General features: G+C 71.5%; 13 protein-coding genes. 3 read left to right on the forward strand and 10 right to left on the reverse strand.

Annotated elements, in window-relative coordinates; translation table 11 throughout:
- Nucleotides 1–15 precede the first annotated feature (15 nt).
- Entirely contained in the window at nucleotides 16–2,598 is a 2,583-nt protein-coding gene (locus AMK21_RS19795; RefSeq protein ID WP_073879696.1) for a bifunctional FO biosynthesis protein CofGH, read from the reverse strand.
- A 168-nt stretch (nucleotides 2,599–2,766) separates the two neighbouring features.
- On the opposite strand from AMK21_RS19795, the gene AMK21_RS19800 reads away from it, so the two are divergent.
- Nucleotides 2,767–3,480, forward strand: a complete 714-nt coding sequence (locus AMK21_RS19800; protein WP_073879698.1) for an HAD family hydrolase — start codon at nucleotides 2,767–2,769, stop codon at nucleotides 3,478–3,480.
- Nucleotides 3,481–3,561: 81 nt separating this feature from the next.
- Here the strand turns inward: AMK21_RS19800 and AMK21_RS19805 are convergent, their stop codons facing one another.
- The 3 genes from AMK21_RS19805 to AMK21_RS19815 form a co-directional block, all read right to left on the reverse strand.
- A complete protein-coding gene (locus AMK21_RS19805) occupies nucleotides 3,562–5,046 on the reverse strand; it encodes a peptidoglycan D,D-transpeptidase FtsI family protein (RefSeq protein WP_073879700.1) in 1,485 nt (494 codons plus the stop codon).
- A gap of 292 nt (nucleotides 5,047–5,338) precedes the next feature.
- A complete protein-coding gene (locus tag AMK21_RS19810) occupies nucleotides 5,339–6,154 on the reverse strand; it encodes a phosphodiester glycosidase family protein (RefSeq protein ID WP_158070725.1) in 816 nt (271 codons plus the stop codon).
- Nucleotides 6,155–6,548: 394 nt separating this feature from the next.
- Nucleotides 6,549–7,394 carry an LLM class F420-dependent oxidoreductase gene (locus AMK21_RS19815; RefSeq protein ID WP_073879704.1) on the reverse strand — a complete coding sequence of 282 codons (846 nt, stop codon included), beginning with the start codon at nucleotides 7,392–7,394 and terminating at the stop codon, nucleotides 6,549–6,551.
- 127 nt (nucleotides 7,395–7,521) lie between these two features.
- Between AMK21_RS19815 and AMK21_RS19820 the strand changes: the two genes are divergently transcribed.
- A complete protein-coding gene (locus AMK21_RS19820; protein ID WP_073879706.1) occupies nucleotides 7,522–7,977 on the forward strand; it encodes a tetratricopeptide repeat protein in 456 nt (151 codons plus the stop codon).
- A gap of 99 nt (nucleotides 7,978–8,076) precedes the next feature.
- On the opposite strand, the gene AMK21_RS19825 is transcribed toward AMK21_RS19820, so the two are convergent.
- From AMK21_RS19825 to AMK21_RS19835, 3 genes are all read right to left on the reverse strand, one after another.
- The gene (locus AMK21_RS19825) at nucleotides 8,077–9,288 is read right to left on the reverse strand and encodes a hypothetical protein (RefSeq protein WP_073879708.1); all 1,212 of its coding nucleotides are present in this window, start codon (nucleotides 9,286–9,288) and stop codon (nucleotides 8,077–8,079) included.
- Between the two features lie 178 nt (nucleotides 9,289–9,466).
- Complete coding sequence (locus AMK21_RS19830; RefSeq protein WP_073879710.1) at nucleotides 9,467–9,727, reverse strand: hypothetical protein; 261 nt, start codon at nucleotides 9,725–9,727, stop codon at nucleotides 9,467–9,469.
- A gap of 148 nt (nucleotides 9,728–9,875) precedes the next feature.
- On the reverse strand, nucleotides 9,876–12,683 hold the full coding sequence (locus tag AMK21_RS19835) for a GNAT family N-acetyltransferase (protein WP_073879712.1): 2,808 nt from the start codon (nucleotides 12,681–12,683) through the stop codon (nucleotides 9,876–9,878).
- A 126-nt stretch (nucleotides 12,684–12,809) separates the two neighbouring features.
- Between AMK21_RS19835 and AMK21_RS19840 the strand changes: the two genes are divergently transcribed.
- Complete coding sequence (locus AMK21_RS19840; RefSeq protein ID WP_073879922.1) at nucleotides 12,810–13,538, forward strand: siderophore-interacting protein; 729 nt, start codon at nucleotides 12,810–12,812, stop codon at nucleotides 13,536–13,538.
- 26 nt (nucleotides 13,539–13,564) lie between these two features.
- Here the strand turns inward: AMK21_RS19840 and AMK21_RS19845 are convergent, their stop codons facing one another.
- The 3 genes from AMK21_RS19845 to AMK21_RS19855 all read right to left on the reverse strand — a co-directional run bounded on the left by AMK21_RS19845 (nucleotide 13,565) and on the right by AMK21_RS19855 (nucleotide 18,593).
- Nucleotides 13,565–15,151: an APC family permease gene (locus tag AMK21_RS19845; protein WP_073879714.1), complete on the reverse strand. Its 1,587-nt coding sequence runs from the start codon at nucleotides 15,149–15,151 to the stop codon at nucleotides 13,565–13,567.
- A 227-nt stretch (nucleotides 15,152–15,378) separates the two neighbouring features.
- Entirely contained in the window at nucleotides 15,379–16,857 is a 1,479-nt protein-coding gene (locus tag AMK21_RS19850) for an aldehyde dehydrogenase family protein (RefSeq protein ID WP_073879716.1), read from the reverse strand.
- Nucleotides 16,854–18,593, reverse strand: a complete 1,740-nt coding sequence (locus tag AMK21_RS19855; RefSeq protein ID WP_073879718.1) for an N-acyl-D-amino-acid deacylase family protein — start codon at nucleotides 18,591–18,593, stop codon at nucleotides 16,854–16,856. The genes AMK21_RS19850 and AMK21_RS19855 overlap by 4 nt, the downstream gene beginning before the upstream one ends.
- Nucleotides 18,594–18,606: the final 13 nt, after the last annotated feature.

The following is an 18,606-nucleotide window of genomic DNA, read 5'->3' on the forward strand; positions in this document are numbered from 1 at the left end:
CCCCCGGCCGCTCCTTCAGCTAGGCAGCACCGGCAACAACTCCGGCAGGTGGCCGTCCGAGGCCGTGGCCGCCGCCACTCGCTCGGCCGGGACCTCGCCGTACAGCGTCGTGCGGGGGCGGGACGGGCGGCCCGCCAGATCGGCGATGGCCTTCAGGTCCTGGATCGAACGGTACGAGCCGTAACTCGACCCCGCCATACGGGAGATGGTCTCCTCCATCAGCGTGCCGCCCAGGTCGTTCGCGCCCGAGCGGAGCATCTCCGCCGCGCCGTCCGTGCCCAGCTTCACCCAGCTCGTCTGGATGTTGGTGATGTGCGGGTGGAGCAGGAGCCGCGCCATCGCGGTGACGGCCCGGTTGTCGCGGTCCGTCGGGCCCGGGCGGGCGATGCCGGCCAGGTAGACCGGGGCGTTGGTGTGGATGAAGGGGAGGGTGACGAACTCCGTCAGCCCGCCTGTCTCCTGCTGGAGTCGGGAGAGCGTACGGAAGTGTCCCAGCCAGTGGCGGGGCTGGTCCACGTGCCCGTACATCATCGTCGACGACGAGCGCAGGCCCACCTCGTGCGCCGTCTTGATGACCTCCAGCCAGGTGGCCGTGGGCAGCTTGCCCTTCGTGAGGACCCAGCGGACCTCGTCGTCCAGGATCTCCGCCGCCGTACCGGGGATCGAGTCGAGCCCGGCCTCCTTGGCCGCCGTCAGCCAGTCGCGGATCGACATGCCGGTGCGGGTCGCCCCGTTGACGACCTCCATCGGGGAGAACGCGTGCACGTGCATGCCGGGGGTCCGCTCCTTCACCGCTCGCGCGATGTCGAAGTACGCCGTGCCCGGCAGGTCCGGGTGGATGCCGCCCTGCATGCAGACCTCGACCGCGCCCACGTCCCACGCCTGGGCCGCCCGGTCCGCGACCTGGTCCAGGGAGAGCGTGTACGCGTCGGCGTCCGTACGGCGCTGGGCGAAGGCGCAGAAGCGGCAGCCGGTGTAGCAGACGTTGGTGAAGTTGATGTTCCGCGTGACGATGTACGTGACCTCGTCGCCGACCACGTCCCGGCGCAGCGCGTCCGCGATCCGGCACAGTTCGTCCAGTGCCGGGCCGTCCGCGTGGAGCAGGGCGAGGGCCTGGTCGTCGGTGAGCTTCGTCGGGTCGTCGGCGGCCTGGCCCAGCGCCTGGCGTACGTCGGCGTCGATGCGGGACGGGACCATGCCGGGCGCCGCCGCCTCACGGAGCGCCTCCCAGTCCCCGTACACCTCGTCGAAGTCGTTGCGGCGGTCGCCGGTGCGGCCCTCGGTGTCGATGGTGGCGTGGAGGTCCGTGCGGCCGGAGGAGGTGAAACCCTCGTCCGGCTCCTGCCAGGGCAGGCCGACGGGGAGTGCGTCCTCGCGGGCCAGGCCCGTCTCCGGGTCGGCCAGGGCGCGGACGTGCGGGAGGAGTCGGGGGTCGAGCCAGGGCTCACCGCGCTGGATGAACTCCGGGTAGATGGTGAGGCGTTCGCGGAGCGTGAAGCCCGAGGCCGCCGTCTTCCGCGCCAGTTCGTCGATGTGCGGCCACGGGCGTTCGGGGTTGACGTGGTCGGGGGTGAGCGGCGAGACCCCGCCCCAGTCGTCGATACCCGCGCCGATCAGCAGCGCGTACTCGGCGTCGACCAGGTTCGGCGGGGCCTGGATGCGGGCCGAGGGGCCGAGGATGTGCCGGGCCACCGCGATGGCGGCCGCCAGCTCCTCCAGCTCCGCGTCGGGCATCCCGCGCATCGCCGTGTCCGGCTTGGCGCGGAAGTTCTGGACGATGACCTCCTGGATGCCGTGGTAGGCGCGGGCCGTCTTGCGCAGCTCGAAGAGGGCGTCGGCGCGCTCCTCGTACGACTCGCCGATGCCGATCAGGATGCCGGTGGTGAAGGGGACGTTGGAGCGGCCCGCGTCCTCGAGGACGCGCAGCCGTACGGCCGGTTCCTTGTCCGGGGAGCCGTGGTGCGGACCGCCCGGCTCGGACCACAGGCGGGTCGCCGTCGTCTCCAGCATCATCCCCATCGAGGGCGCGACGGGCTTGAGACGCTGGAGGTCGGTCCAGCTCATCACGCCCGGGTTGAGGTGGGGCAGCAGGCCCGTCTCCTCCAGGACCCGGATCGCCATCGCCCGTACGTACGCGAGGGTGTCGTCGTACCCCTCCGCCTCCAGCCACTCCCGCGCCTCGGGCCAGCGGTCCTCCGGGCGGTCGCCGAGGGTGAACAGCGCTTCCTTGCACCCCATCGCCGCGCCGTCGCGGGCGATCTTCAGCACCTCGTCGGGCGAGAGGAACATCCCGTGGCCCGCGCGGCGGAGCTTGCCGGGGACGGTGACGAAGGTGCAGTAGTGGCACTTGTCCCGGCAGAGGCGGGTGAGTGGAATGAAGACCTTGCGCGAGTACGTGATCACGCCCGGCCGGCCCGCCGCCGCCAGGCCCGCGTCCCGGACCCGGGCGGCCGACGCCGCGAGGTCCGTCAGATCGTCGCCGCGCGCCTGGAGCAGGACGGCGGCCTCGGTGACGTCGAGGGCGACACCGTCCCGGGCACGTTTGAGCGCGCGCCGCATGGCGTTGGAGGTGGGACGTCCGCTCTGAGGATCGGTCATGAACCGAGCATACGAGCGAGGCACGCGCGCCGGACCAGGGCCTCGGGGTCGGAACGCCGGGCCCGGGTGCTCAGGGGGACGCGTACCCCTGCCGCCTTCACTCGTGCGGGCCGACTCACCGAATGAGAGCCCTGCCACGGCATCCTCACGCCTAGTGTCGGCACGGTGATGGAAACGATCGTCCTCGGCATCGGCGAAACCCTCGTACGCGACGACCGCCACTGGGCCTCCTGGGCCAACTGGCTCGGCGTGCCCGCGCACACGCTCAGCGCGCTGGTGGGCGCGGCCGTCGCCCAGGGCCGCGACGCCACGGACGCGCTGCGGGTGCTGCGGCCGGACATGGACGTCGACGAGGCCTACCTCGCCCGGGCCGCCGCCGGGCGCGGGGAGCACCTCGACGAGTCGGACCTCTACCCGGACGTGCGGCCGGCGCTCGCGGAGCTGCGGGCGGCGGGGGTGCGGGTGGTCGTGGCGGGGAACGGGACGGTGCGGGCCGGGGAGCTGCTGCGGGCGCTGGACCTGCCCGCGGATCTGGTGGTGGCCTCGGACGAGTGGGGCGTACGGAAGCCGGACCCGGCCTTCTTCGCGCGGGTGGTGGAGGCGGCGGAGGCGGAGCCGTCGGCGACGCTGTATGTGGGCGATCACCCGGCGGACGACCTGTTCCCCGCCGCCGCGGCGGGACTGCGGACGGCGCATCTGCGGCGGGGGGCGTACGGGCACTGGTGGGCGGAGCATCCGGATGTGGTGGGGACGGCGGACTTCCGGGTCAACGCGTTGACGGAGCTTGTGGGGGTGGTGGGCGCCGAGGAGGGCCGCCATCCGGCCCAGCCGGCGGTGGGGGCCGGGCGGCCTGCGAGGGTCTCGTACCTGAGGGGCCTCTGAGCGCCGGGCCCACCCCAGCAAGGGTTCCGTCCTCGAACGCCGGACGGGCTGGGGTGCCGGTCAATCCCCGGCGCCCCGGCGCTACTTGCCCAGCGCGGCCTCCATCACCTTCTTCGCGATCGGGGCTCCGAGGCGGCCACCGGAGATGTCGGAGCGGGAGATGTCCATGTCCGTCGGGTCGATGAAGACGGCGACGGCGACCGAACGGCCGTCGTCCGTCTTGCCGTAGCTGACGAACCAGCCGTACGGGACCTCGTCGCGCACGTTCACGCCGCGCTGGGCGGTGCCCGTCTTGCCACCGACCGTCACACCGTCGATCAGGGCGCGCTGCGCGCTGCCCTCCTTCGCGGTGTGCTCCATCATCTCCTGGACCTTCTTCGCCGTCCCGGGCGAGACGGCCTGGCTCATCTCCGCCGGTTCGTTCGTCTCCAGCGTCGACAGGTCCGGGCCCTTCAGCTCCTCCACGATGTACGGCTGCATCAGCTTGCCGTCGTTGGCCAGGGCCGCGGTCACCATCGCCATCTGCATCGGGGTGCTCGTCAGGCTGCCCTGGCCCATACCGGTGAGGGCCGTGCCCGGCTTGTCGAGCTCGGCCGGATAGAGGCTCTTCGTGGCGAGCATGTCGCCGAAATCCTCCGCGTACACGTCCTCGTTGAAGCCGAACTTCTCCGCCGTCTCCCGCATCCGGTCCTCGCCCAGCTCGGCGGCCGCGTCGAGGAAGACGTTGTTGCAGGAGTACTGCATGGCGGTCTTCATGGACGCCTTGTCGCAGACGGCGTCCCCCGCCTCGCTGCCGATCTTGTTCCGCGAGAGCGGCAGCGGATACGGCGAGACCGCTTTGGTCGGGGCGTCCACGTCCGAGACCACGCCGTGCTCCAGCGCCGCCGCGGCCGTGAGGATCTTGAAGGTCGAGCCGGGCGGGAAGGTCTCACGCAGCGGGCGGTTGGCCAGCGGCTTGCTCTTGTCGTCGAGGAGGGCCTTGAAGCGGTCGCTCTCCTTGAACGAGATCCCGGCGAAGACCCCCGGGTCGTACGAGGGCGTCGAGACCAGGGCCAGCACCTTGCCGGTGCGCGGGTCCAGGGCGACGACCGCGCCCCGGGCGCCCAGGTCGGTCAGCCCCTTGTAGCCCGCCTTCTGCGCCTTGGGGTCGATCGTGGTGATCACGCTGCCGCCGCGCCTCGGCTGCCCGGTGAGGACGTCCTTGGCGTGCCGGAAGGCGAAGCGGTCGTCCTGGCCGCTGAGGACGCTGTCGTACGTCCGCTCCAGCAGCGAGGTGCCCTGGGCCTGGGAGGCGTACCCGGTGACGGGCGCGTACATCGGGCCTTCCTTCCAGGTGCGCCGGAAGGTGTAGTCCCTGCTCTCCGTCTCCTTCGAGCCGGTGATCGCCTTGCCGCCGACGATGATGTCGCCGCGCGGGGTGGAGAACCGCTCGAACCGCACCCGGTGGTTCTTCTCGTGCTGGGACAGCTCCACGCGGTCGACCTGCTGGAGCCAGTTCGCCCGCAGCAGCAGCCCCAGCATCAGGAGCCCGCAGAAGATGGCTATGTGCCGCAACGGCCTGTTCATTCCACTCCCCACCCAGGCGGGCCCACCGCCCGCACGTCTTCGATCCCCGGGCTAAGGATGCCCTGTCGGAGGCCCCGGTTCCACGGGGCCCACTCCCAGGCCCCACATCGTTCGGAGCCGGTGGGCGCATCCTCGGGCTGTGGGGCGGCGCGGGCGCCGAGCGTCAGATGTACGCCCCTCACCGAGATCAGGTACCGCGGCGTGAGCGACAGGCTCAAGGGGCCTTCCCGACGCCGTCACGATCACCCCTCCGGGACGCCGCGGAAGCTCCGAGGGCGGCGGCCACTCGCTCTCACTTGGCAGTGATGACTATGGCGTTGCCCACACGGCGCTCTTCGCCCACGCCGTCGGAGGGATGGTTGACCACCGCCCCCTTCACCCACATCGTCGACGAGCCGCCGCCATCCAGATTGATGGCATCAGCCGCACCCAGGTTCTTCATCGCCTCCGCCAACTGCGCCATTGTCAGACCGTGGGCAGCGTCCTTCGGACCGGACTTCTTGTCCACCACCACGAGCACCAGTTCCCTGCCGGCGGTGATGCCTGCCGCGGTGCGCGCGTTCCTCGGGGCGAGATAGGCGTACTGGGGTGTGGTGCTGCCGCTGAAGTCGAACGGTCCCACCGCTCCGTTCTTCACCAGCCGCGGACCGCCGTTGACGGTCGCGTCATCGGCGCCGGGAAAGTGCACGGGAGTCTCAGCCGATGCGCCCCTCTGGACGGCTGCGGCCGGAAGCGACATCGTCGATCCGATGACGGCGTCGGCCTTCAACCATTCCGCATGCGAGCCTGTGGCGACGACCACATGTTCCCCCGGTGCGGCCACCATGCCGTCGGTCGTGTCCGAGACCCTCTTCACCGTCCGGTCCACACCGATCAGAACGGCCCTGACCGTCCCGGCGAGGAACGGCAGAGCACCGAACTCCTCCGTGAAGAGGATGGTTTCCTCACTGTCCAGGCAGTGAATTCCCACCTGCGGCATACGCGGGTCGATCAGGTTTTTCGCGTTGGCATTGGAAGCAAGATCGCTCGGGCAGTCGGCCGGTGCAGATGCCGTCGAAGCCGAAGGGACCTGACACGCAGACGCGAGGATGGCGAGCCCGAAGGCCATCGGCAGAACGGAACGCAGAATCCCTCTTGACACGAGAAGCCTCGATCTACTGTTGAAGCAATGAATGGTGCGTCGGTATGGACGTGCGGTGGCCCCCTCTGTCCTCTTCACTCCGGCCCTCATGGAAGTGTGGGCGGCCAGGACGTCGACGGCCTCGCACGACGGGGTGGGGTTGTCGGCCCGCAGGGTTGTACACGCGGCTGATGGGTGACCGGCCGCCGAGTGCGGTGTGGTGGCGGCAGGTGCGGAAGAAGTCTCTCAGAGCGTCTGCGCGTTCACAGAAGGCGCCTTGTCCGGATGGGCAGAAGCCCCCGACAGCGTCCATCGCCCCAGCTCGGAGGGCGCTCCCGCGTTACCGCGCAGAAGCTGGCCCCGACCAGGTGCAACGCCGACGCTAGAGGTACGCCGCGTACCCGTCCAGGACCCGCAGCACCTCCGGCTCGGCGGCCGGGGGCAGTTGGAGCACGACCTCCTCGACGCCCAGCTCTGCGTAGTGCGCGAGCTTCCCGGGGTCGGGGAGGACGGCGTACGGCACCACCTGGAGTTCCTTCGGGTCGCGCCCCGCCTCCTCCCAGGCCGCCCGCAGCTTCGGGACGGACTCCCTCAGGCCCCGGCCGCCGATGGGGAGCCAGCCGTCCGCGTGCTCCGCGATCGCCGCGAACAGCTTCGGGCCCGCCCCGCCGCCGATCAGTGTGCGCGGGCCGACCACCGGCCCGCGCGGCGCCTGCACCGGCTTCGGGAACGCGAAGCTCGCCTGGACCGACCCGAACTCCCCCTCGTATGCCGTCGGTCCGGCCGACCACAGCGCCCGCATCAGCGCCATCCGGTCGCGGGCGAGCTCCCGGCGCGTGGACCACTCGACCCCGTGGTCGGCGGCCTCCTCCACGTTCCAGCCGTAGCCGACACCGAGCGTGAACCGGCCGCCGGAGAGGTGGTCCAGGGTCGCCACCTGCTTGGCCAGGTCGACCGGGTCGTGCTGGGCGACCAGCGTGATCCCGGTGCCGAGCGTGATCCGTTCGGTGACGGCCGCCGCCTGGCCGAGCGCCACGAAGGGGTCCAGGGTGCGGCCGTACTCGCGGGGCAGGTCACCGCCCGCCGGGTACGGGGTGCGGCGGCTCACCGGGATGTGGGTGTGCTCGGGCAGGTAGAGCCCGGCGAACCCGCGCTGCTCCAGTTCGCGCGCCAGCCGCACGGGTGTCACCGTCTCGTCGGTGAGGAAGATGGTTGTGGCGATCCGCATCGAACACCTCCGTCGTCTGTACGGGAGGCCAAGGTATGCCGCGCGCCGGTGAAATCCGAGACCATGTCAGCCATGAGCACGACCACAGGCAGGTCCGCAGGGCGGCGGGAAGGGACGTGGGATGGGAATGGGACTGGGCTTCTTCCTGCTGCCCGCAGGCGGTGTGCTGAGCCTGACCGGCGTGTTCCTGGGCAGCAGCACGCTGATCGGGCTGAGCTGGATCATGTGGGCGGCCGGGGTCCTGCTGCTGATCGCCCAGCGCTACCGCCGCCCGCCGGACCCGGCGCAGCTGGCCGTCGCCGCTGCCGCCGGGGACGCCCGTGCCGTACGGGGGCTGCGCACGCTCGCCCTGGACGCGCGGAGCCAGGGGCGGCCGGACGCCGCCGAACGGATGCTGCGGCAGGCGGTGAAGGCCGGGGACGTGGAGTCGATGTGGGAGCTGGGCCGGCTGGTCCAGGAGCGCGAGGGGCTGGCGGCGGCGGAACCGTGGTTCCGGATGGCCGCCGGGCGGGGCCACGTCGTCGCCCGGCGGCTGTTCCGGGCGGGCGGCGAGCTGAACCCGGACGGGACGAGCCCCCTGTAGCCGCGCGTGTACGAGGACGGGACGAGCCCCCCGTAGCCGCGTGCGTATGCGTACATGCGACTGCAGGGGGCTCGCCCTTGAGACCAGAAGTTCTGAAGGTCAGAACGTGCCGTAGCGGCCCGTCAGGTCGGCCTCCGTGCACAGGGCCGAGCCGATCAGGCAGGGCAGGCCCACGTACTTGCGGGTGTAGACGTTGGTGACCTTGCCGCCGTTGTAGATGTAGATGTGGTGGTTCGGCATCAGGCGGTGCTTGCCCGAGCGGATGGTCCAGTTGCCGCTCTTGGTCATGTTGATGGTGGCGGCACCGCTGATGGCCCCCTTGACCCCGCCAAGACCCTTGCAGAACGGGTTGGCGGCGTGCATGACGAACCGGATGTCCACGGAGTTCTTGCCCGACCCCAGCTTCTTGGCGGTCATGTGCTTGTCCGTGGCCGTCTTCGTGGCGACCTTCTTGCCGGTCGACTTCTTGTAGACGTGGGTGGGCTTGACGGACTTGTTGCCCACCACCTTCTTGTTGCTCCAGGTGACGGTGGCGTGCAGGGCCGCGCGGTACTTGTCCGACTTCCAGTCGAACTTGGAGCGGCCGTCGCCGCCATACTGGTAGCCCTTGGTGTAGTCGCAGCCGGCCGGCGGGGCGTCCACCTTCTTGAACGGCAGGAACGCCACCCAGCTGATGGTGGTGGTCTTGGCGGCGGCGGCCGCCTTGGCCTGCTGGACCGCCTCACCGCGCAGCCCGGCGAGGGAGCCGGTGGCGGGGACGGAGACGTTCATGCCCCAGCTCCTGGCCCCGGGGTGGCCGCCCTCGGGAAGGAGCGGGACCACCTGGTAGTCGTACTGGGCGCCCGCCTTGACCGCGGTGTCCCGGAAGGACTGCACGCCCGCCGCCGGCCGGGCGATCTCCTTGCCGTCGCGGGTGATGACGTAGCGGGCGTTCTCGGCGTAGGCCTTCCAGGACAGCTCCACGAAGCCCTGGCCGGCCGCGGAGGTGATGCCCTCGCCGGCCGACGAGGTGTCGACGACCGCGGTCTCGCCGGAGGCGGCCCGCACGACGCCGAGGCCCTGGGCCTCAAGGGTCTTGCCCTGGGCGCTGTCCGCGCTGAAGCCGGTCACGTCCTTCAGCCCGCCGTACGACTCGGCGGAGAGCTGCGACACGGCGAACGCCGGTGCGGTCCGGTCGGAGGAGGCGGTGGAGGCGGAGGCCGGTCCGGAGGTGGAGGCCGAGGCGAGAGCGGTCGCCTGAAATCCGCCCGCGACGAGCGCGAGCGGTGTCACGGAAAAGGCGGTCACCTTGGCGAAACGCGAGAACTGCATGTATTCCCCTTCATCCCCGTCGACGCCATGGGCGAGCCATGGCATCGGGTGCCCTGATGTCAGGCACCTGACAGAGACCCTAGGGAGGGGGGTGAGAGGCCGCAATTGACCGTTGAGGCATTGCCCTTAAGGGCAATGCCTCAACGGAGGAAAGTCCCGAGAACGCTCCGGTCGGAAATCAGAAGCCGCCGGTGTAGACGAAAAGGAAGGAGACCGGAAGGACCACACCCACGACACCGGCGGCGAGGCCGATGTAGCACTGGACCCGGTTGACCTCGACCTTGCTGATCAGGCCGAGGACCCCGAAGGTGATCGCGAGGGCGCCGGCCAGAACGGCGAAAATACCGAGGAAGAACGTGGCGATCAGCGCGATGACGCCCAGCCCGAGCGAGACGGGCGCATAGAGGGTTGCAGGGCTTTCGGTGGTTCCGGTTGCCATGTCGCGTCCCTTGTCGTGAGGTGTCGGTCGGCATCGTCCGAGGTGGAGGGGCGACGGGAACACCTTCCCGTCGTCCCTCCCATGATGGCATTCGCCGTCAGCACGCCCGGAACGGCCCCTGAGCGGTTCGGGACCGAGGGAACACCGCTCAGGCCAGGCCCAGCGCCACCGCCCTGGACAGGAACGCCAGCCGGGCCGTCTTCTCGGGCTTCTCGATCTCCGGGCCCAACTCGAACCCGATCCGCACCATCCGCGCGAGCGCCTTCTCGTTGCGGGCGTCCGGCTCGACGACGACCCGCAGGTGGGCCGGGTCGCTGAAGACGTAACCGATGAACACGGTCAGGAGGGCGTCCGTGTACCCCTTCACCGCTCCCTCGGCCTCGGCGGGCGCGATCAGCAGGTGGATACCGAAGTCCCCGGGCCGGACGTCGTAGCACTCGCCCACCGGGTCGGCGTCCGGCTCGTACGTCTGGAAGAGCGCGGCCGGGACACCGTCGCGCAGCGCCAGGTAGGCGTGGTGGGTGGGGAGCGAGTCGACGAACTCGTAGATCTCCTGGACCTGTTCACGGGTGTGGTCGGCCATGCCCCAGAACCGGGCGCGCTCCTCGGTGACCCAGCCGTGCAGCAGGCCCGCGTCGGCCGCCGGATCGACCGGGACCAGGCGGACCACGCCGAAGCCCTCGACCTTCTGCTCGTGGACGGCGGGGCGCAGGGCGGGGACGGTGGTGGCGGTCATGGTGGTGCTCTCCTCGGTGCGGTGCAGCAGGTTCCAGTCAGTGGTCACGGGGGCCAGCCGACCGCTCGCCCACAGCTCCGTCTGGTCGCGGTGGTGGGCGGAGCCCGGTACGCCGGACGCGCCGAACGGCACCACCCAGAGGCTGTCCGCGCGGCGGGCCAGGTCCCAGACGTACCGGGCGGCGGGGCCTCGGGCGAAGAGGTCGGTGATGCCGGGGACGCTGGAGGTGGAGAGCACGCAGTCGTGGTCGCCCGCGAGCCCCGGCCAGACCTCCTCGGGGGTCGCGCCCGGCAGCGCCTGCCACGGGGAGACCCGGTGGACCTCGCCCCAGGGGCTCGGGCCGGGGCCCTGCGCGAAGGTGGCGGCCACCGCTTCGGCCGAGGCCGCGACGACGGTCAGCCGCTCCTCGTACGGGAGGAGTCCGACGGTGAGCAGGGTCTCCAGGGCGTAGCCGATCCGGGGCACGGCGGCGAGCCAGGGGCGGAAGAGGGGCGGGTACGCGGCGGAGCGCCAGGGGTCGGCGTCGCCCGTGACGGGCCGCAGGGCGGGGTGGGCGGCCAGCCGGTGGGCGACGTCCGCGCGGAGTCGGGAGTAGAGGGTGGCGTCGGTGCTGTCCGCGTCCATGTGGCGGTCCCAGCGCAGCAGCCGGTCCCGCAGGCGTTCGGCGTCGGGGCCGAGGTCCGGGGCCCCGGCGAGCAGGGAGAGGAGCTGCCGGGAGGAGGCGAGACGGGTGTCGGTGTGGACGGCGGCCATGTCGGCGGGCGACCAGGGCGGGCCGGTGAGCCCCCTCGCGCCCCCGCCCGGGGGCGCGCCCAGCAGCTCCCGTATGCGGTCGGCCCGGTGCGGGGGTGCGAACTCGATGCCGAGGGGGGCGGCGAGACCGCGCTCGTTGGCCATCACGGCAGTGCCGGTGACGGCGTCGACCTCGGTACGGGGGGTGGGCTCGGCGCCCTCGCGCCAGGCGTACGCGGGGTCGTGCGCGGGGACGACCCGCAGCCGGTTCCCGTAGGGGCGTACGGGAACGTGCCCGGCGACCCGGTGCAGGGTGGCCCCGGTGGTGTCGGCGGCCAGGACCACGTTGACGGGTTCGACCCAGCCGTCCAGGGCGGCGTCGAGGTCGGCGACCGTACGGGCCCGGAGGAGCGCGGGCAGCACGTCGAAGCCGAGGTCACCGGTGACGCGGGGCGGGTAGCGGAGGCTGATGACGGGCCCGTCGGGGGCCGCGTCGGTGTTCGGATCGCCGTGTACGTCCCCGGTCGCGTCCCCGATGATCACCGGTCCCCGGTCCGTCTCCACGACCTCGACGCTCTGCGGCTCTCCCCCGGCGACCTCGACGGTCTCCGTGTGGGCATGGACCGCGTACCAGCCGTCCGGACCGAGCGCCTCCACGTCCCCGTCCGCCGTGCGGCGCAGCTGCTCCCGGTAGAGGTCCTGGTAGTCGGCCATCGCGTTGGTGATCGCCCAGGCGACGCCGCCCGTGTGCCCGAAGTGGGCGATGCCCGGGACGCCGGGGACGGCGAGGCCCACCACGTCGAACTCGGGGCAGGCCAGCCGGATCTGCTGGTAGACGCCCGGGGCCTCGATGAAGCGGTGCGGGTCGCCCGCGATGACCGGGGCCCCGGTGGTGGTGCGGGCGCCGGTGAGGAGCCAGCCGTTGGAGCCGGAGGTGCCGGGGCCGTCGGTGGCGAAGAGGGTCGCGCGGTCGTCGCCGAGCCTGCGGGCGACCTCTTCGCGCCAGAGTTTGGTGGGGAACCCGGCGAAGAGGATGTGGGTGGAGAGCCAGACTCCGAGCGGGGTCCAGGGCTCCCAGTGGCCGGGCGCGAGCCCGGCGGCGGCGAACTCCGGTGTACGGGAGGCTCCTTCGGCAAGCCCCGCGTTGACCCCGTCCACGTAAGCGTCCACCCAGGCGGCGGTCTCCGGCGCGAGACGGCCGAAGCAGCGGCGGGCGGTGTCGGCGAGCCGGGCCCGCCGGGCGAACCGGTCCCAGTCGACGGCCTCCGCACCGAGGTACGCGGCGGTCGTGCCGAGCACCCGGTGGCGCTCGGTCTCCAGCTGCCAGGCCCGGTCCAGGGCGGCGTTGTGGCCCTGGGCCCGGGCGAGCGCGAGAGCACTGCCGGCCTTCAGATGGGGTATCCCCCAGTCGTCCCGGAAGACCTCGAAGTGCTCCGAGCCGCCCTCGGCGCCCGTACCCTGCCTCTCGCTGTCGGCGTCGGCGGTCATCGCTCTGCCCCTCCCCTACTCCCGGTGGTTTTCAGCCACTCCTCAGCCCCCGGGATTTAGGTTAGCCTAACCTAAAGCGACCCTTCGGGCAGTGGGCCGGGGCGCCAGGAGAAGGTGGGAAGCACCGTGGGGCATGGCTGGGAAGGCGTCGTTCTCAAACTGTTCCGGGGGCGGGATTTCACGTTCACCGTGACCGGCGCGGAGCAGGTCACCGACCGGTTCCGCCGGGTGTACGTGACCGACGGAGGGCTGCTCGCCGCGACCGGCGGGGCGCACCCCACGATGTGGGTGCGGCTCTGGTTCGAGAAGGACGGCAAACCGCACCAGCGCGCCTACACCCTGGTCGACCCGGATCCCGAGGCCGGCACCTTCAGTCTGGAATTCGCCCTCCACGAAGGGCTCGCCTGCGACTGGGCGAAGGCGGCCGAGCCCGGAGACACGATCGACGCGACGCTCCAGGGCACCGGCTTCACGCTGCCCGACCCGGCGCCCGCGCGGCTCTTCGTGATCGGTGACCCGGCCGCGCTCCCCGCGATCAACTCGCTGCTGGAGGCCGTCCCGGAGACCCCGGCGACGATCTGGTTCGAGTCATCCGACGAAGGCGACCGGAAACTGCCGTTCCGCCTCGACGACGCCCACCACACCCTGCACCACGTGGAGCGCCGCGAGGGCGGTGCGCACCTGGTCGCCGAGGTGAAGGCGGCCCTGCCCGGGCTGCTGGGCGATGACCACTCGGACGCGTACGTCTGGGTCGCCTGCGACACGTCGACCACCCGGACCCTGTCGGCCTACCTCCGCAAGGAGCTGGGCCTGCCCAAGGACCGGGTGAACGCGCTGGGTTACTGGCGCCCGTAGCCGGACACGTCAGCCGTAAGGAGACCTCAGTCCTCGACCACGAGGGCCGGGGTCTCCTTCGTCAGCACCTGGCCCCGGAAGAACGCCGGGCTGCGGCGCTCCATCGCGACCATCAGCACCACGCCCAGGAGCAGCAGCCCGACCCCGATGACGAAGACCGAGCCGACGCCGAAGACCGAGGAGCCGGAGCCGTACGCCGGGTCCCACATGTCGTAGAGGGTCTTGCCGAAGACGGCGGCGAGCAGCAGTCCGCCGACGGCCGGGAAGATCCCCTTGAAGACCAGGTCCCGGGTGGAGCGGCGCAGTTCGGCGCGGAAGTACCAGGCGCAGGCGAAGGCGGTCAGCGCGTAGTAGAAGCAGATCATGAGGCCGAGCGCGTAGATGGTGTCGATCAGCACGTGCTCGCTGACCAGCGTCATCACGGTGTAGAAGACGCCGGTCCCGATGCCCGCCACGACCGTCGCCCGGCCGGGCGTCCTGAAGCGGGGGTGGACCTTCGCGTACGAGGCCGGCATCGCCTCGTACGCCGACATCGCGAGGACCGTGCGGGCCACCGGGATGAACGTGGTCTGGAGGCTGGCGGCGGCCGAGGCGAGGACGGCGACGAAGAGCAGCACGCCGAGCCCGGAGCCCATGACCGGTCCGGCCAGGGCCGCGAAGACGTTCTCGCCGGTGTCCGGGTTGGCGAGGCCGAGCCCGGTGGTGCCGGAGCCGACGGCCATCTGGGCGGCGACGGCGGTGGCCAGGTAGGCGCCGACCAGGACGACCATGGCGATGAGGGCGGCGCGGCCGGGGGTCTTGTCGCTGCCCGTGGTCTCCTCGTTGGCGGTCAGACAGGTGTCCCAGCCCCAGAACATGAAGATGGAGAGGGAGAGACCGGCCGTGAAGGCGGCGAAGGACTGGACGGCGAACGGGTTCAGCCAGGACCAGGAGAAGTCGAGTGAGGTGGCGAAGTCCGCGCCGCCGCTGCCCGCTTTGCTCAGGGCCATCGCCACGAAGAGCGCGAGCACGGCGAGTTGCAGGCCCACCAGGGCGTACTGGATGCCCTTGGTGGCGGTCATCCCCCGGTAGCTGATCGCGGTGGCGGCGGCGATGAGGACGAGGCAGGTGCCGATGTGGACGAGCTTGTTGTCGTCCAGGGCGGCAACCCATGGACTGCCTGTGACCTCGCCCGCCAGCAGCCAGAAGAACGAGGTGGCGACGCCCGCGAGGTTGGACAGGACGATGATCGTCGCGATGACCAGACCCCAGCCGCACATCCAGCCGACGCGCGGGCCGAACGCCTTCACCGTCCAGGTGAAGGAGGTGCCGCAGTCCGGCATGACCTTGTTGAGCTCACGGTAGGCGAAGGCGACGAGCAGCATCGGCAGGAACCCGGCCAGGAACACGGCGGGCATCTGCACACCGACCTCACCGGCGGTGGAGCCGAGGGTCGAGGTCAGGCAGTAGACGGGGGCGACGGTGGAGACACCGATGACGGCGCTGCCCATCAGCCCGACGGAGTTCCCGCCGAGCCCCTTGCCGCGTACACCGCCGTCCCCGTCACGGCCGTCGGCCGGGGTGCTTCCCCGTACCGTGTCTCCGGCCTGTGGCCGCGCGTCCAGCTGAGTCATGAGAGGGACGGTATGCGCTGCGATATCCACATCCGGAGCGTGAGACTCCAACGTCTCACCCTTGGTTACACCGGCCAATTACCGATGAATACTTCATGAATTCAAGGTCACATGCGCACAGAGCCTTGCAATGCACGCCGGTCACGCAAGGGTGGCCACGTACGGTAATCGCAGCACTGTCCGTTTTGTGCCGTTTCAAAATTTTCCCGCGCTCTGTGTGAGCGCCCTCAGCCGGGCCAGACGATCGCCTGCGTCTCGCTGTAGGCGTGCAGCGCGTACGAGCCCACGTCCCGTCCCACGCCGCTCTTCTTGAACCCGCCGAACGGGGCCTCCATGTTCCGCCCGACCGTGTTGACGCCCACCCCGCCCGCCCGCAGCTGCCGGGCGACACGGAAGGCGCGGGCCACATCGCCCGCCCAGACGTAGTCGATGAGGCCGTAGTCGCTGTCGTTGGCGAGCGCGACGCCCTCCTCCTCGTCGTCGAAGGGGACGACCACGACGACCGGGCCGAAGATCTCCTCGCGCACGACCCGCATGTCGGGGGTGCAATCGGCGAGGAGGGTGGGGGCCACGTAGAAGCCCCGGTCCAGGTGGGCGGGGCGGGCGCCGCCGGCGTGGACCCGCGCGCCCTCCTTCCGGCCCAGCTCCACGTAAGCCTCCACCCGGTCGCGGTGGGCGGCGGAGATGACGGGGCCGACGGCGGTGGACCGGTCGGCGGGGTCGCCGACGGTGAGCGCGTTCGCGTACGCGGCCAGCGCGGCGATCAGCTCGTCCTGGCGGGACCGGTGGACCAGGACGCGGGTCGGAGCCGTACAGATCTGTCCGCTGTAGAAGGAGAAGGTCGTGCCGATCCCCGCGACCGCCGAGTTGAGATCCGCGTCGTCGAGGACGAGTGCGGCGCCCTTGCCGCCCAGCTCCATCAGCTGCCGCTTCATCCCGCGCCCGCACACCTCGGCGATGCGCTGCCCGACGGCGGTGGAGCCGGTGAAGCTGACCATGTCGACGTCCGGGGAGTCGACGGCCGCCTCACCGGCTGAAGCGCCCGAGCCGGTGACGACGTTGACGACACCCGGCGGAACGCCCGCCTCAGCGAGGGCGGCGGCCATCCGGTAGACCGAGAGCGGGTCCTGCGGGGCGGGCTTCACGAGGACCGTGTTGCCCATCGCGAGGGCGGGCGCGATCTTGCCGGCCGGGTTGGCCCAGGGGTTGTTGTACGAGGTGATGCACGTGACCACGCCGACCGGCTGGCGGACGGCCAGCGCCCCGAAGACCCCGGCCCGGCCCATCGGACCTGCCTCGTTGATCTGCGGCGCGATGGCCTCCTCGACGGGCTCCAGGGCGCCGCGCGCGTACCGCCGGAAGCGGGCGGCGCCGACGGCGACCTGCATGGACCGGGCGGTGGAGGCGGTGGCTCCGCTCTCGGCGCGGGCGACGTCGGCGTGGGCGAGGAAGTCCCGCCGGATGAGGTCGGCGGCCCGGTCCAGGATCGCGGCACGCTCCTCGGGCCGGGTCCGCGACCAGGGCCCGAAGGCCTCTTTGGCGGCCGCGGCGGCCTCGTACACCTGGGCGCGGCTCGCCTCGGGGGCGAGGCCGACGACCTCCTCGGTGGCGGGGTCGATGACCTCGTAGTGGCCGTCGGCGGGTTCGTTCCACTCACCGCCGATGAAGAGCTTCCCGGGGGCGGGGCTTCCGGGCCGGGGGCTCACGCCGTACTCACCGTCCGGGTGTCGCGGCCCGAGCGCAGCACCGTCCCCGGCACCGCCCCCGTCACCTTGTCGTCGCGCAGGGTCTCGACGCCGTTGACGCGTACGGAGACGATGCCGATGGCCTTGGAGTCCAGGCGCGGGCTGTCCCCGGGCAGGTCGTGGACGAGGGTGGCGGGCCCGGCGTCGATCCGCTCGGGGTCGAAGAGGACGAGGTCGGCGTGGAAGCCCTCCTCGATCCGGCCGCGTTCGCGCAGCCCGAAGAGGCGGGCGGGATCGTCGGTGAGCATCTTCACGGCGGTGGTCAGCGGCACGAGCCTCCGCCCGCGCAGACAGTCGCCGAGGAACCGGGTGGTGTACGGGGCCCCGCACATCCGGTCCAGGTGCGCGCCCGCGTCGGAGCCGCCGAGCATGACGTCCTCGTGCTCCCAGGTGCGGCGGCGCAGGGCCCAGGAGTCCGGGTCGTTGTCGGTCGGCATCGGCCACAGGACCGTACGCAGCTCGTCGGCGGCGCAGATCTCGACCAGGCAGTGGAAGGGGTCCTGGCCGCGTTCGGCCGCGATGTCGTCGACGACGCGCCCACTGAGCCCTTCGTTGACGGTGCTGTACGTGTCCCCGATGACGTACCGGTCGAAATCGGCGAGGCGGCGGAAGACCCCGGCCTCCTTGCTGTCGGCGCGGCGCAGCATCTCGGCGCGGATGGCGGCGTCCCGGAGGCGTTCGATGCGCTCAGGGACGGGGAGCGCCAGGATCTCCCCCCAGCCGGGGATGAGGTTGAGGGCGCAGAAGGTGCCGAGGGACATGTTCATGGGGGCGAGGATCGGCATGGTGAGCGCGACGATCCGGCCCCCGGCCGCGCGGGCGCGTTCGCTGGGGACGAGCTGGCGCGGTACGCGTTCGGGGACGGCGGCGTCGATGGTGAGGACGTTCCAGTTGAGCGGGCGTCCGGCGGCGGCGGTCATGTCGACGAGGAGGTCGATCTCCTCGTCGGAGAACTGGTCCAGGCACCCGGCGACGATCGCTTCGAGCTGCGTCCCCTCGTGCTCACCCACGGCCCTGGAGAGGGCGAGCAGCTCCTCGGGGAGGGCGTGCCGGGAGGCGACGGGTTCGCCGTCGCCGTCGGCGTGGGTGGAGGACTGGGTGGTGGAGAGCCCCCAGGCGCCGGCGTCCATGGCGTCGTGGAGGAGGGCGAGCATGGCGTCCGTCTGGCCCGGGGTGGGCTGCCCGCCGACCGCGTCCGCGCCCATCACATGCCGCCGCAGGGCGCAGTGGCCGACCATGAACCCGGCGTTGACGGCGATACGGCCTTCGAGGGCGTCGAGGTACTCGCGGAAGGTGGACCAGGTCCAGTCGACGCCTTCCTCCAGGGCGGCCAGGGCCATCCCCTCCACCCGGGACATCATCCGGCGGGTGTAGTCGGCGTCCTCGGGCCGGTCGGGGTGGAGGGGCGCGAGGGTGAACCCGCAGTTGCCGCCGGCGACGGTGGTGACGCCGTGGTTCATGGAGGGGGTGGCGTAGGGGTCCCAGAAGAGCTGGGCGTCGTAGTGCGTGTGCGGGTCGACGAAGCCGGGGGCGAGGACGAGGCCGTCGGCGTCCTCGCTGGTGACGGCCTCCTCGGTGATGGTCCCCGAGTCGGCGATGACGGCGATCCTGCCGCCGCGGAGGCCGACGTCGGCGGTGTAGGCGGGGCCGCCGGTGCCGTCCACGACGGTCGCGCGGCGGATGAGGTGGTCGAGCATGACGGTTCCCTTC

Origin of the sequence: Streptomyces sp. CB00316 (assembly GCF_001905595.1) — a bacterium.
Lineage (GTDB): Bacteria > Actinomycetota > Actinomycetes > Streptomycetales > Streptomycetaceae > Streptomyces.